The organism is Kribbella sp. DT2 (assembly GCF_049844575.1).
Lineage (GTDB): Bacteria > Actinomycetota > Actinomycetes > Propionibacteriales > Kribbellaceae > Kribbella.
In genome coordinates this window covers 1-13,501 of record NZ_JBNCLH010000020.1, presented here as the reverse complement: position 1 = coordinate 13,501, position 13,501 = coordinate 1, and the positions used below count along the sequence as shown (strand labels likewise).

Annotated in this window: 12 protein-coding genes; 11 read left to right on the top strand and 1 reads right to left on the bottom strand. The window is 70.8% G+C overall.

Annotation, left to right across the window (positions count from 1 at the left end):
• Positions 1-276: 276 nt before the first annotated feature.
• From ACLQ2O_RS41480 to ACLQ2O_RS41470, 3 genes are all read left to right on the top strand, one after another.
• The gene (locus tag ACLQ2O_RS41480; RefSeq protein ID WP_020389877.1) at positions 277-528 is read left to right on the top strand and encodes a WhiB family transcriptional regulator; all 252 of its coding nucleotides are present in this window, start codon (positions 277-279) and stop codon (positions 526-528) included.
• 224 nt (positions 529-752) lie between these two features.
• Positions 753-3,665, top strand: coding sequence for a glycosyltransferase (locus ACLQ2O_RS41475; RefSeq protein ID WP_425843314.1), 2,913 nt, complete (start codon positions 753-755; stop codon positions 3,663-3,665).
• Entirely contained in the window at positions 3,662-5,140 is a 1,479-nt protein-coding gene (locus tag ACLQ2O_RS41470) for a DUF5719 family protein (protein ID WP_425843312.1), read from the top strand. The genes ACLQ2O_RS41475 and ACLQ2O_RS41470 overlap by 4 nt, the downstream gene beginning before the upstream one ends.
• A 166-nt stretch (positions 5,141-5,306) precedes the next feature.
• Here the strand turns inward: ACLQ2O_RS41470 and ACLQ2O_RS41465 are convergent, their stop codons facing one another.
• Positions 5,307-5,753, bottom strand: a complete 447-nt coding sequence (locus tag ACLQ2O_RS41465) for a metallopeptidase family protein (protein ID WP_425843310.1) — start codon at positions 5,751-5,753, stop codon at positions 5,307-5,309.
• A gap of 31 nt (positions 5,754-5,784) precedes the next feature.
• Here ACLQ2O_RS41465 and ACLQ2O_RS41460 point away from each other — a divergent pair, with 31 nt between their 5' ends.
• The 8 genes from ACLQ2O_RS41460 (at position 5,785) to ACLQ2O_RS41425 (ending at position 13,378) form a co-directional block, all read left to right on the top strand.
• On the top strand, positions 5,785-6,192 hold the full coding sequence (locus tag ACLQ2O_RS41460) for a DUF3499 domain-containing protein (protein WP_425843308.1): 408 nt from the start codon (positions 5,785-5,787) through the stop codon (positions 6,190-6,192).
• Between the two features lie 106 nt (positions 6,193-6,298).
• The gene (locus ACLQ2O_RS41455; protein ID WP_425843306.1) at positions 6,299-7,387 is read left to right on the top strand and encodes a Gfo/Idh/MocA family protein; all 1,089 of its coding nucleotides are present in this window, start codon (positions 6,299-6,301) and stop codon (positions 7,385-7,387) included.
• A complete protein-coding gene (locus ACLQ2O_RS41450; RefSeq protein ID WP_425843304.1) occupies positions 7,380-8,111 on the top strand; it encodes a ThuA domain-containing protein in 732 nt (243 codons plus the stop codon). The genes ACLQ2O_RS41455 and ACLQ2O_RS41450 overlap by 8 nt, the downstream gene beginning before the upstream one ends.
• 67 nt (positions 8,112-8,178) lie before the next feature.
• The gene (locus ACLQ2O_RS41445) at positions 8,179-9,567 is read left to right on the top strand and encodes a phosphomannomutase/phosphoglucomutase (protein ID WP_425843302.1); all 1,389 of its coding nucleotides are present in this window, start codon (positions 8,179-8,181) and stop codon (positions 9,565-9,567) included.
• Positions 9,567-9,764 (top strand): Trm112 family protein, encoded by a 198-nt coding sequence (locus ACLQ2O_RS41440; RefSeq protein ID WP_425843300.1) that lies wholly within the window; start codon positions 9,567-9,569, stop codon positions 9,762-9,764. Before ACLQ2O_RS41445 ends, ACLQ2O_RS41440 begins: the two co-directional genes overlap by 1 nt.
• Positions 9,764-10,840, top strand: a complete 1,077-nt coding sequence (locus ACLQ2O_RS41435; protein ID WP_425843298.1) for an SIS domain-containing protein — start codon at positions 9,764-9,766, stop codon at positions 10,838-10,840. Before ACLQ2O_RS41440 ends, ACLQ2O_RS41435 begins: the two co-directional genes overlap by 1 nt.
• A 141-nt stretch (positions 10,841-10,981) precedes the next feature.
• On the top strand, positions 10,982-12,370 hold the full coding sequence (gene manA, locus ACLQ2O_RS41430) for a mannose-6-phosphate isomerase, class I (protein WP_425843296.1): 1,389 nt from the start codon (positions 10,982-10,984) through the stop codon (positions 12,368-12,370).
• Positions 12,371-12,418: 48 nt separating this feature from the next.
• Positions 12,419-13,378, top strand: coding sequence for a cation diffusion facilitator family transporter (locus tag ACLQ2O_RS41425; protein WP_425843294.1), 960 nt, complete (start codon positions 12,419-12,421; stop codon positions 13,376-13,378).
• Positions 13,379-13,501: the final 123 nt, after the last annotated feature.

The following is a 13,501-nucleotide window of genomic DNA, read 5'->3' as shown; positions in this document are numbered from 1 at the left end:
CCGGTGGTTGACGCGGCAGTGAAGAGTCCGAGAGGCCTGTGTACACAGGCCTCTCGTTCTTTTGCAGCCGTGTTGCGGATACCGCCAATAGCAGACCACGGCTTGACTTTCGTGGATTGCAGGAATGTAATTTCAACCGTGTCGTTCGTTGGACACTCGGTATCGGGGACCGTTTTCAGCACACAGAACGGTCGAGGTCAGGCATGTGGACCGCAAACTCCACATGTACAGGGGAACGAACAGGGTCGAGGAGGTCGTACCGTGACAGAAACGCTGATGGCGATTGTCGACGGTGAGGCGATCGAGGAGGAGCCGAACTGGCAGGAACGGGCGCTGTGCGCCCAGACCGATCCAGAGGCTTTCTTCCCGGAGAAGGGCGGTTCCACCCGCGAGGCGAAGAAGGTCTGCCTCGGTTGTGACGTCCGGGGCGAGTGCCTCGAGTACGCACTGCAGAACGACGAGCGCTTCGGGATCTGGGGCGGGCTGTCGGAGCGGGAGCGCCGCAAGCTGAAGAAGAAGGCCGTCTAGAGACCCACGGATCGACGGGCGTGGTGCCCTGCCACCCCGCCGTCGCCGCTGTGTCAGTAGCAAAACAACCGAACAAGACTTCCGCGTGAGGCCCCGGCCGGACTCTGTCCACCGGGGCCCGCGGCTGTGTACAGGGGCCTGCGCACTTCGCGTAAGGTGAGACCTCGCCGTGACCTCAGGGCTCGCGGCAGGCCGATCCTTCCCCTTGAGGTGCAGCGCTCCTGATGGAACCCGAAGCTCCGGCCGGCTGGGACTTTTTCGACGCCGTCGACTTCCCGACCGGACTCACCACAGACCCCATGGGTCGCGCACCGGTCCGGCACGTCGTCACCGCGGTCGTGGTCGGGCACGAGGGCGCCGCCTGGCTGCCCCGGCTGACCGAGGCCCTGTGGGCGATGGCCCGCCGCCCCGACCGGCTGATCGCGATCGACACCGGTTCCACCGACGACACCGCCCAGTTGCTGGCCGAGATGCCCGGCGTCGAGCCGGTGGTCAGCCTGTCCGCCCGGACCGGTTTCGGTACGGCGGTCACCCGCGGCCTGGAAACGGTCGGTTTCGCGCCGATCCCGTCCGCGGTCGGCCCGTACGGCGACGACGGCCACACCCCCGTCGTCGAGTGGCTCTGGCTGCTGCACGACGACTGCGCACCCGCCCCCAAGGCGCTCGAACAACTGTTGCTTCAGGCAACTTTGTCGCCGGAGACCGGGATCTGGGGACCCAAGCTGCGGCTCTGGCCACGCGACCGCGAGCTGCTCGAGGTCGGCGTCAGCACGTCGCTCGGCGGCCGGCGCGACACCGGCATCGAGGCCGGTGAGCTCGACCAGGGCCAGCACGACCAGCCACGCCAGGTGCTCTCGGTGAGCTCGGCCGGCATGCTCGTCCGCCGCGACGTCTGGCAGACGCTGCACGGGTTCGACCCGCGGCTGCCGATGTTCCGCGACGACCTCGACTTCGGCTGGCGGGCCAGCCGGGCCGGCTTCCAGGTCGGCGTGGCGCCCGACGCGGTCGTCTACCACGCCCAGGCCGCCGCGACCGGCGAGCGCGCCCTGGCCGGCACCCGCCGGCACGCGTACCAGCTGGACCGCGCCCACGCCTACTACACCGTCCTGGCCAACGCGCCGGGCAAGCTCCTGCCGCTGCTGATCCTGCGCTTCCTGGCCGGCACGGTCGTCCGCTCGGCCTGGTTCCTGATCGGCAAGACGCCGTCCGGCGCCGTCGACGAGTGGACCGCCCTGCTCGGCACGGTGCTGGCCGGCGGCTGGACACAGGCCCGCAAGGACCGCCGCCGTCTCGACAAGGTCCCGTACGACGACATCAAGGGACTGTTCTCCCGGTCCGTGCACGCGCTGCGGCACAACTTGGAGGAGACCGGAAGCACAATCACCGAGCGGCTGCGCGAGGCCTGGGCCGACGAGCCCGAGGAGCAGGCGCCGACGTCGGCCCGCCGTGCCAAGAGCACGGCCCGGGTCGCGGTCGACCAGCCGCGCTGGCGCCGGCAGCTGATCCGCCGGCCGTTCCTGGTCGCGTGGGTGGTGCTCGCGATCGGCGCGGTCGTCGCCGCCCGCGGCCTGATCGGCAGCGGCGTGCTCCGGTCCAACCTGATGCTTCCGCCGCACGAGAGCCTCGCGGCTCTGTGGCACGCCGCGGCCGCCGCGCCGGAAGGCGTCACGCCGCCGGCCTGGCTGGCCCAGTTCTGGGCCCTGTCGACGATCACCTTCGGCCCGTCCGGCGCGACGAACCTGCTGCTGCTCGGAGCGATCCCGCTGGCCGCACTGGCCGCGTGGGCGCTGCTGCGGGCCTTCGTCGTCGACCGGGTCGCCCGCGCGTGGGGCGCTTCGGCGTACGGGCTGGCGGTGTTCACGAACGGTGCGATCTCGCAGGGCCGGATCGGGACGGTGGTGGCCGCGATCGTGCTGCCGCTGCTCGGTGCGGCGGTGCACACGGTCGCGCGACGCCGGCGCGTGGTCATCCAGGGCAGCTGGCGGGCGGCGTGGTTCGCCGGGATCTGCCAGGCCGTCCTGTTCGCCTTCACCCCGGCGCTCGGTCTGCTGGTCGGCATCGCGCTGGCCGCCGGAGCGGTGCTCGGACTGGGCTGGCGTCGTCAGGGGCGGCAGCTGGTGTTCTCGGTGGTGCTCGGTCTGGTGCTGGTGCTGCCGTGGACCATCCAGCTGGTGCTGCACCCGTCACGCCTCGGCCAAGAGGCGGGAGGCCCGCCGACCGCGGCCGTCGGCCCGGGCGACAGCCTGGCCAACCTCCTGACCGGTACGCCGGCGGGCGCGCCCGCGCCCTGGTGGTTCGCCGTACCGCTCATCGTGGTGGCCCTGCTGGCGCTGACGCGGGAGACCCGCCAGCGGTACGAGCTGGTCGGCTGGTTCGCCGCACTGGCCGGACTGGCCGGGACGCTGATCGCCAGCCGGCTCGGTGGTGGCAGCGGTCCGCTGATGTTCCTGATGACGGCCGGCTGGATCATGACCGTCACCGTCGCCTGGGACTCGATCGGCAAGTCGTCCGACCTGATCGCCCAGGGTGTGCTCGGCGTGGTGCTGGTCGCCTCGGTCGTGACGGCCGGGTTCTGGCTCGTCCGAGGTGACGACGGGCCGCTGTGGCGTGGCCCGGCGCAGGACCTCCCGGCGTACCTGGTCTCCTCGCAAGGTCCACCGCAGAACGCGTCGATCCTGGTCGTGCGCAAGGACCCGACCAGTGCGACCCGGTTCTCGCTGGTCCGTGAGGGCGGGCCGCGGATGGGCGCGCTGGAAGCGGCGCCGAAGCCCGAGCAGACCAAGCCGATCACGGACGTGCTGTCCGCGCTCGGCGGCGGTGGCACCGGAGAGGAAGGGCGGCAGCTCGCCGCGCTCGCCGTCGACTACGTGTACCTGCCGGCGCCGGTCGACCCGACGCTGATGTCCACGCTCGACTCGCTGCCCGGCCTGACCCGGGCCAGCGCCGCCGACAACGACGCGTCCTGGCTCGTCGACCGGACCAAGATCGAGGGCAGGACGCCGGTCGAGTCCGAGGTGCGGAGCCTGTGGCGGGTGCTCGGGATCATCGCCTGGCTGATCGCGCTGATCTTCTGCCTGCCGAGCGCGCGGCGGACCGTCGCCGTACCGCACGGCACCCACGCCCGGAGGAGCTCGTGACCGCCCTGCTGTCGGACTTCAAGTTCCGGATCGGTGCCTGCGTGCTCGCGCTGGCCCTGGCCGGCGGCGTCGGCGTCGTGACGAAGCCCAAGGCGGCGACCACTCGCGCCGAGGGCGTCGAGGAGCCGGCCCGGACGGTCGTGAACCGGACGGCCCTGGCCTGCCCGGTGCCCGGCGCGGGAGTGAAGACGCAGAGCCTGGTCAGCGCGGTCGCCCCGACGCTTCCCGACGGGACGCCGACGGCGTCCGGGGACGAGGCGCCGCTGTCGATCGCACCGCTCGACGCGACCGCCAACCCGGTCGGCTCGGTGCTCGCCCGCGGGCGGATCGCCACGACCGCTCCGACCGGCAAGCTCACGACCCTGGGCATCCAGGGCACCGGTCCGCTGGCGGCCGGGACGGCGGCGACCGCGACGACGACCGCGCCCGAGGGCGTGAACCGGGGCATGGCGAGCGTTCCGTGCGTCGTACCGGGTTCGTCGTTCTGGTTCGTCGGTGCGTCGGGTGCGCCGGGCCGCCGCGACGTACTGGTCCTGACCAACCTGGACAGCATCAACGCCGAGGTCAACGTCACGCTGTACGGGCCGGGCGGGCAGCTGGATGCTCCGAACGCGCGCGGCGTCGTCGTACCGGCGCGGGGGACCACTGAGATCTACCTGGGTCAGGTCGCGGCCGGGCAGCGTGATCTGGCGCTGCACGTCGAGTCGACCGGCGGCCGGGTCGCTCCCGCCGTGCGTGACAACGCGACGACCGGCAAGGTCGCGGCCGGTGTTGACTGGCTGAACCAGTCGGCGACGCCGGCGGAGAAGGTCGTCGTACCGGCGATCGCGCCCGGTGGTGGCGTCCGGATCCTGACCGTGGCGAACCCGACCGACCTGCAGGCCACGGCGAACATCACCGTGAACGGGCCGAACGGGCCGTTCAAGCCCGCCGGGCTGTCGACGATGCAGATCCCGGCCGGGTCGGTGAAGGTGATCCGGCTCGAGAAGGTGCTGCACGGGGACGCGTCCGCGGTCACGATCACCTCCGACCAGCCGGTGACGGCGTCGGCGCGGGTGACGGACTCGACCGTGCGGGAGTTCGCGTCGATCGGCGCGACCGAGCCGCTGCGCGGTCCGGCGTACCTGGTGCTGCCGGCGCACACGCAGCCCGCGGTGCTGCAGGTGACGGCGCCGGGGGAGACGGCCGGCGTCAAGTTCGAGCTGCGGGACGCGGCGAACAAGATGGTCCAGGCACGGTCGGTCGACCTGGTGGGTGGGGCGACCACGCTGATCACGTTCAAGCCGCAGGCGAAGCCGACGTACTTGATGGTCGAGCAGCTGCGCGGGGACATCGTCGCGGGCGTCACGCTGATGCCCGCCCCCAAGCCTGACGAGGACGATGTCCCGCAGGTCGCCGTCTGGCCGCTGACGACGTCGCTGGTCTTCCGGGCCCAGCTCGGAGCTCAGCCCGACGTCGGCGCCGCGCTGAAGTAGGTGGGGCGTGTCTGGCAGTTCCCCGCCTACTGCGCGGCACTCGGCACGGCACCTCGGAGCACTGGAGCAAAGCCCACGATGGAAAAACATCGAGGGCTTCACTCCAGCACTCCGAGCTACCGCACCGAGCACCTGCTCGCTACGACGGGGAACTGCCAGACACGCCCTAGTCCTCTTCGGCGTCGAAGTCCGGGTCGATCTGCTCCGGCGACAGCGCCAGTACGTCGGCCAGCTCGAGGACGAGGGCTGAGCGGACCAGCCAGGCCAGCCCGGCGCCGGAGCGCTCGGCGCGGAGCTCGATCGGGCGGCGGAAGACGACGATCCGGTACGGCTCGTGCGACGTGCCGCCCGTGGAGTGCGTCAACGGGATCTCGCCCGCGTGGGCGTCCAGGTTCGGCACGTCCTCGATCGCGAACTCGACCCGGGCCACCACCTGCGGCAGCCGTTTCTCCAGCCGCGTCACCTCGATCGCGACCACCTCGTCGAACTGCGCCGCCGACGAGCGTTGCAGCGGGAGTCCACGCGGCGCGAAGCTGCTCGGCCGGCTGATCGGCCCGAGCATGCCCCGGCCGTGCCGGTCGATGTGCCTGCGATGACGGCGAGCCTCGGTCACGCCCTCAGCCTAGTGGGGGTAACGTCTGGTCGTGAGCATCGCCAGGATCTGTTCGCGCGCCGCCTGTCATCGACCGGCGGTGTCGACGCTCACGTACGTGTACGCCGACTCCACCTGTGTCCTCGGCCCGCTGGCGACCTACGCGGAACCCCACTGCTACGACCTCTGCGCCGACCACGCCGACCGGCTGACCGCGCCGAACGGCTGGGAAGTGATCCGGCTCGCTCCGGACCCGGCGGCAGCAGGCCCTTCGTCCGACGACCTCGAAGCGCTGGCCAACGCCGTACGGGAAGCCGCCCGGCCGCTACCGCCGCGCGACACCGGCCGCCCCGGCTCCACCACACCCGGTGCCCCGGTCGAGGTCGCCCGCCGAGGCCACCTCCGCATGCTCCAGGACCCCAGCAACACGCAGAACCAGGGCAACACCGAACAGGGCTGACGCGCTCTCAACAGCTGCGGTCGGTTTGGGTTCTGTTGTTCGAATGTGTTTCGTAGCGTGGGATGAGGTTGACCGCGTCGTCAGGTACTGACAAGACTCCTGACCTGTGAACGATCAAAAACTACGGGTCGGAGTGGTCGGTCTCGGCTTTGCCGGGCGGACCGCACTCGAAGCGTTCTCGGAGCTGCCGGATGTCGAGGTGGTGGCGCTGGCCGGGCTGGAGAAGGACATCCTGGCCGAGCTCGGCGAGAAGCACCGGGTACCGCATCTCTACGAGAAGTGGGAGGACCTCCTGCAGGACGGCGGCCTGGACGCCGTCAGCATCGGTACGCCGACGCAGCTGCACGCCCCGATCGCGCTGGCCGCGCTGGACCAGGGGCTGCACGTGCTCTGCGAGAAGCCGCTGGCCCGCACGGTCGACGAGGGCCTGGCGATGGTCGAGGCGTCGAAGAAGGCCGGCAAGGTGCTCAAGGTGATCTTCAACCACCGCGAGCGCGGCGACGTCGCGGCACTGAAGCACCAGATCGACGAGGGCCAGCTCGGCAGGATCTACTACGCCAAGGCGCACTGGATGCGCCGCAACGGCATCCCCGGCATGGGCGGCTGGTTCACCAACCGCGAGCTGTCCGGCGGCGGCCCGCTGATCGACCTCGGCGTGCACATCCTCGACATGGCCCTGCACCTGTTGCAGGAGCCGAAGGTCACCACGGTCAGCGCGAGCACGTTCGCCGAGCTCGGCCCGCGCGGCCGGGGCAGCGCGAGCAGCACGATCCGGCCGACCGTCGACACGCTCGGTTCGAAGTTCGAGGTCGAGGACCTGGCCACGGCGTACCTGCGGCTCGAGGGCGGCGGCGCGCTGCAGCTCGAGACCAGCTGGGCGACGTACCGGGCCCCCGGTGACAATTTCGGCATCGAGCTGTTCGGCACCGAGGGCGGCGCCAAGATCGAGGTGCAGAACTACACCACCACCGACACGCTGCGGATCTACACCGACGTCGGCGGCGTACCGGCCGAGGTCCGTCCGGCCACCGGTGCCGGGCTCGGTCACCGGGCGGTGGTCAGCGAGTTCGTCGCGATCGTCCGGGCCGGCGACTGGACTGCCCACAACGGCTCGGAGGCTCTGCTCCGGACCCAGGTCATCGACGCCTGCTACGCCTCGGCGAAGGCAGGACGAGAGGTTGTGCTCAATGGTTAACGTCACGGTGTGGGGCGAGAACGTCCACGACCAGCGCGACGCGTCGGTCCAGAAGGTCTACCCCGACACGATGCACGAGACGATCGCGGCGGCCGTCCGTGCCCAGCTCGGCGAGGACGCCACCGTGCGCACCGCCTGGCTGCAGCAGGACGAGCACGGCCTGACCGAGGAGGTGCTCGCCGACACCGACGTGCTCACCTGGTGGGGTCACGCGGCGCACGGCGACGTCGACGACGCGATCGTGGAGCGGGTGCAGAAGCACGTGCTGTCCGGGATGGGTCTGATCGCGCTGCACTCGGCCCACTTCTCGAAGATCTTCATCAAGCTGATGGGGACGACCTGCTCGCTCGACTGGCGCTCCGAGAACGACCGCGAGCTGCTCTGGACCGTCGCGGCCGGGCACCCGATCGCCCAGGGGGTCCCGCACCCGCTGGTGATCGAGCGCGAGGAGATGTACGGCGAGCTGTTCGACATCCCGCAGCCGGACGAGCTGGTGTTCGTCAGCTCGTTCTCCGGCGGCGAGGTGTTCCGCTCCGGCTGCTGCTACCGCCGCGGCCAGGGCCGGGTCTTCTACTTCCGCCCGGGCGACCAGGAGTACCCGACGTACCACCAGCCGGGAGTCCAGACGATCCTCGGCAACGCGGTCCGCTGGGCGGCACCCACCAGCCCGCGCCGGCTGCCGACCGTGCACCACCGCAAGAACCCGGGTTGGTTCGAGAACTGACTCCGTTGTCCACAGCCTGGGCGTGCCTGGTGAGCGGGGCACGCCCAGGGCCGGATAGGGTCCGTTCATGGTTGACGTAGCTGCCATCTTCAAGGCGTACGACGTACGCGGGGTCGTCCCCGACCAGTTCGACGAGGCGGTGGCCCGGGCGACCGGTGCCGCGTTCGTCGAGGTGCTCGACGTGCTCGCCGGTCCGGGCGCGGTCGTGATCGGGTACGACATGCGCCCGTCCAGCCCCGCGCTGGCGGCGGCGTTCGCCGAGGGGGCGGCCAGTACCGGGGTCGACGTGATCGACATCGGTCTGGCCTCGACCGACCAGCTGTACTTCGCGTCGGGGCGGCTTCAGCTGCCCGGCGCGATGTTCACCGCGAGCCACAACCCGGCCAAGTACAACGGGATCAAGATGTGCCGGGCCGGCGCCTCGCCGGTCGGCGCGGAGTCCGGCCTGCGGGACATCGCGGACCTGGTCGCCAAGACCGTCGCCGACCCGATCCCGAGCGTCCCGGCGCCCGGCAGGGTGACCCGCAAGAACCTGCTCACGGCGTACGCCGATCATCTGAACGACCTGGTCGACCTGACCGGCATCCGGCCGCTGAAGGTCGTCGTCGACGCCGGCAACGGGATGGGCGGGCACACCGTGCCGGCTGTCTTCGCCACCGGCCCGGTCGAGATCGTCCCGCTGTACTTCGAGCTGGACGGCAACTTCCCGAACCACGAGGCCAACCCGCTCGACCCGAAGAACCTGGTCGACCTGCAGGCCAAGGTGGTCGAGGTCGGTGCCGACCTCGGGCTCGCCTTCGACGGTGACGCCGACCGCTGCTTCGTGATCGACGAGCTCGGTCAGCCGATCTCGCCGAGCGCGATCACCGGCGCGGTCGCCGTCCGGGAGCTGGCCAAGCACCCGGGCTCCGCGGTGATCCACAACCTGATCACCTCCAAGGCGGTGCCGGAGCTGATCACCGAGCACGGCGGGACGCCGATCCGGGCCCGGGTCGGGCACTCGTTCATCAAGCAGCAGATGGCCGAGACCGACGCCGTGTTCGGTGGCGAGCACTCGGCGCACTACTACTTCCGCGACTTCTGGCGCGCGGACACCGGAATGCTGGCCGCGCTGCACGTGCTGGCCGCGCTCGGTGAGCAGGACAGGCCGGCCAGCGAGCTGTTCGCCAAGTACGAGCGGTACGTGGCCTCCGGCGAGATCAACAGCCGGGTCGAGAACGCGGCCGCCACGGTCGCCGCGATCGAGGACACCTACGCCGGGCAGGACGGGACTACCGTTGACCATCTGGACGGTCTGACGGTCGACGCGGGACAGTGGTGGTTCAACGTCCGCGCGTCCAACACCGAGCCGCTGCTGCGGCTGAACGTCGAGGCCGGGGACGCCGCCACCATGGAGCGTGTCCGGGACGAAGTACTGGCCCTGATCACCGGTGCACCGGTGGAGGAGAAGAACTGATGGCAGTGAACCTGGACCCCGACCTGCTGAGCATCCTGGTCTGTCCGAAGTGCCGTTCCGAGTTCCGCGTGGACGACGAGGCCAACGAGCTGATCTGCACCAACGCCGGCTGCGCGCTGGCCTACCCGGTGCGCGACGACATCCCCGTGCTGCTGATCGACGAAGCCCGGGAGACCAAAGAGGCCGAAACCCGCTGATGAGCTCCTTCGACGACTCGCGGCTGGACGACCCCGCCGCCCTCGAAGCGACCGACCACCTGCTGCGCCGGCTCGCCGGCGCCGGAGCCCGCGTCCGGGCCGAGATCGACGCCGCCGAGGAGGTGCTGTCCAAGCTCGACTCGGACGGCTTCCGCCCGCGCGCGATCGTCGCGGCCGGCCGGGACGCTCGCCTGGTCCGTGCGGTGCTCGAGCCGGTCTGCCCGGTGCCGTTCGTGGCGTGGCCCGGTCCCGGCCTGCCGGGCTGGACCGGTCCGCTCGACCTGGTGATCGTGCTCGGTGGCACGGCCGCTGACCAAGAGGCCATGTCCGCCGCCTCCGAGGCCGTACGGCGTGGCAGCGGCCTGATGGTCGCCTGCCCGGCGGACTCGCCGATCGCCCAGGCCTCGGCCGGTTCGCGGCACGCGATCCGCCTGCCGTCGCAGTCCGACGACCAGCTCGCCGCGGCGGTCGCCGTACTGCAGGGGCTGCACCAGATGGAGCTCGGCCCGGTCGTCGACGCCAAGGCCGTCGCGACGCTGCTGGACGACGTCGCGATCGAGTGCTCGCCGAACAACGACGTCGCGTCGAACCCGGCCAAGGACCTGTCGCTGATGCTCGCGGACGCGATGCCGCTCGTCTGGGGCGGGTCCGTCCTGGCCGCGCGTGCCGCGCGTCGTGTCGTCGAAGCGCTCCGGCTGGCCAGCGGCCGTCCGGCGCTCGCCGCCGACGCGGGACACCTGCTGCCGGTGCTGAACCAGCCGCCGCGTGACCTCTTCGCCGACCCGTTCGAGGGATCCGACGACCTGCGTCCCGGCCTGGTCATCCTGGACGACGGCGTCGAGGACGCCGGTGTCGCGGAGCACCGCCGGCAGCTCGAGGAGAAGGCTGAGCGCAACGACGTCCGCGTGCACGTGGTGAAGCAGGCCAGCGGGACCGACATCGCGCGGTACGCGGCGCTGACCCAGCACGGGCGGTACGCCGCGGCGTACCTGGGAATCGGGCTCGGCCGGTACGGCACCGAGGCGACCGAGACCCCGATCGTCCCGGGGAACCCGGCCGTCGATCCGGCTTGGTGAGTGTCGGCATGCGATGGCACGACGAGGCGTGAGCGACGACATGATGCGGCGTGAGTGACGGCATGAGCGATGGCACGACGAGGCGTGAGCGACGACATGATGCGGCGTGAGTGACGGCATGACGAGGGTGCGGGTGACGGCGTGGTAGCCAGACTGTCCAACACCGTGCGGGACTACGCGTGGGGATCGCCGACGGCGATCCCGGCGCTGCTCGGGGTTTCGCCGGACGGTTCGCCGCAGGCTGAGCTGTGGATGGGCGCGCACGAGTCGGCGCCGTCCGTGCTGCCGTCGGGGGAGTCGCTGTACGACTTGGTGTCGGCCTCGCCTTCCGAGGTTCTGGGTGCGGAGACGGCCGAGCGGTTCGACGGGCGTTTCCCCTTCCTGGCCAAGATCCTGGCCGCCGCGCAGCCGTTGTCGATCCAGGCGCACCCGTCGCCGGAGCAGGCCGTCGACGGGTACCGGCGCGACGAGGAGGCCGGCATCCCGCGGGACGCGGGCGACCGGAACTACAAGGACTCCTGGCCGAAGCCGGAGATCCTGATCGCGCTCGAGCCGTTCGACGCACTGGTCGGCTTCCGGCCGCTGGACCGGACCGTCGCACTACTCGAAGCCCTCGACGCCGCAGCCCTCGAAGGGCTCACCGCGTCGCTGCGGGACGGCAAGCTGCGCGAGGCGTTCACCGAGTTCATGAGCAGCGACCGGGATGCGATCCGTCCGCTGGTCGCGGCGCTGGGCGCCGCTTGCGACCGGTACGTCGCGGACGCCCGCGTTGGCGCCGCCGATGCCGATGCTCCCGGTGCCGATGCCGACGCTCGCGTTGTTGACGTGGACGCTCGCGTTGGCGACGTGGACGCTCGCGTTGCCGACGCGGACGTCGACGCTCGCGTTGCGGAGGTGGACGCTCGTGTTGCCGCCGCCGACGACGCTCCCGGCGCCTCCGGCGACACCGCCCCCGCCCCTGCCCGCGCCCCCGCTGGGGAGTTTCTCGTCGAGGCGGAGACGCTTGCGCGGCTTGCGGTCGACTTCCCCGACGACCCCGGCGTACTGGCTGCGCTGCTGCTCAACCGGGTTCGGCTGGAGCGGTTCGAGTCGGTCTACCTGCCGGCGGGGAACGTGCACGCCTACCTGCGGGGGACCGGGTTCGAGGTGATGGCCAACTCGGACAACGTGCTCCGCGGCGGTCTGACCAGCAAGCACGTCGACGTCCCCGAGCTGGTCTCGGTGATCGACTTCGAGCCGCTGGCCGACCCGCTGCTGCGCGGGGTGTCCGTGGCTCCGGGCGTGACGGCGTACGAGACCGGCAGCCCGTACTTCGCCGTCCGGCGGGTCGACCTCGCGGGCGACGCCGTCGTCGTACCGGCGGAGGGCGCGCGGATCGTCGCTGTGGTGGACGGCGAGGTCACGGTGGGTGCCGAGGGCACCGATGAGACCGAAGCGTTGGCCGGTGGCCAGTCCGCGTTCCTTCGTGGACCCGAAGGACCCTGTAACCTGCGTGGTTCCGGCACGGCGTTCGTCGTGTCCGCTCGCTGATTTCCTGGCGATTTGTAGCCCCCCTGAATCTCTGGAGGACTGACCGACATGGCTGGTGGCGGTAACAAGGCCGTCGTCGCGGCACTGCTGGCGAACACCGGAATCGCGATCACCAAGTTCGCCGCCTGGGGCCTGACCCAGTCGGCCTCGATGCTGGCCGAGGCGATCCACTCGCTGGCCGACGCCGGCAACCAGGTCCTGCTGCTGGTCGGCGCCAAGCGCGCCAAGCGGCAGGCCGACGAGCTGCACCAGTTCGGCTTCGGCCGGGAACGCTACGTGTACTCGTTCATCGTGGCGATCGTGCTGTTCAGCGTCGGTGGACTCTTCGCGCTGTACGAGGGGTACCACAAGATCCACGACCCGCACGGGATCGACAACTGGAAGTGGGTCCCGGTCGTGGTGCTGGTCGCCGCGATCGTGATGGAGTCGTTCTCGTTCCGGACTGCGATCGTCGAGGCGAACAAGGTCCGCGGGCACGTGTCGTGGTCGCGGTTCATCCGCAACGCGCGGTCGCCGGAGCTGCCGGTGATCCTGCTCGAGGACTTCGCCGCGCTGACCGGTCTGGTGCTGGCACTGATCGGCGTCGTACTGACCCTTGCCACCGGCAACGGTGTGTTCGACGGCGCGGGCTCGATGGCGATCGGCGCGCTGCTGGTCGTGGTGGCGATCTTCCTGGCGATCGAGATGAAGTCCCTGCTGCTCGGCGAATCGGCGACCCGCGAGGCGCAGCAGAAGATCATCGCGGCGATCGAGGGTGTGCCCGGCGTCCAGAAGCTGATCCACATCAAGACCCTGCACCTGGGCCCCGAAGAGGTGCTGGTCGCCGCGAAGGTCGCGGTCGAGCCCGGCTCCGACGCCGCCGCTGTCGCGGCCGCGATCAACGCGGCCGAGGCCGCGGTGCGCGAGGCCGAGCCGATGTCCCAGCACATCTACCTGGAGCCGGACATCTACGTCGAAGGCTACGTACGGGGTGAACGCCCGGCCGTACCGGAGGCTCCTTCGCACTGAGCATCAACCAGAACCGCCGGGGGCGCCGCCCCCCCCGCGGCCGGCCCCCACCGACGGCAAGGAGCTGACTGAATGTTGCGTCTGCGAATACGGGCCAGCGATCTTGGTGGCTCGTGGCGACAA

Coding starts and splice junctions, on each gene's coding strand:
- ACLQ2O_RS41480 (WP_020389877.1), top strand. CDS start 277: ATGGCGATTGTCGACGGTGAGGCGATCGAGGAGGAGCCGAACTGGCAG.
- ACLQ2O_RS41475 (WP_425843314.1), top strand. CDS start 753: ATGGAACCCGAAGCTCCGGCCGGCTGGGACTTTTTCGACGCCGTCGAC.
- ACLQ2O_RS41450 (WP_425843304.1), top strand. CDS start 7,380: ATGGTTAACGTCACGGTGTGGGGCGAGAACGTCCACGACCAGCGCGAC.
- ACLQ2O_RS41445 (WP_425843302.1), top strand. CDS start 8,179: ATGGTTGACGTAGCTGCCATCTTCAAGGCGTACGACGTACGCGGGGTC.
- ACLQ2O_RS41440 (WP_425843300.1), top strand. CDS start 9,567: ATGGCAGTGAACCTGGACCCCGACCTGCTGAGCATCCTGGTCTGTCCG.
- ACLQ2O_RS41435 (WP_425843298.1), top strand. CDS start 9,764: ATGAGCTCCTTCGACGACTCGCGGCTGGACGACCCCGCCGCCCTCGAA.
- ACLQ2O_RS41425 (WP_425843294.1), top strand. CDS start 12,419: ATGGCTGGTGGCGGTAACAAGGCCGTCGTCGCGGCACTGCTGGCGAAC.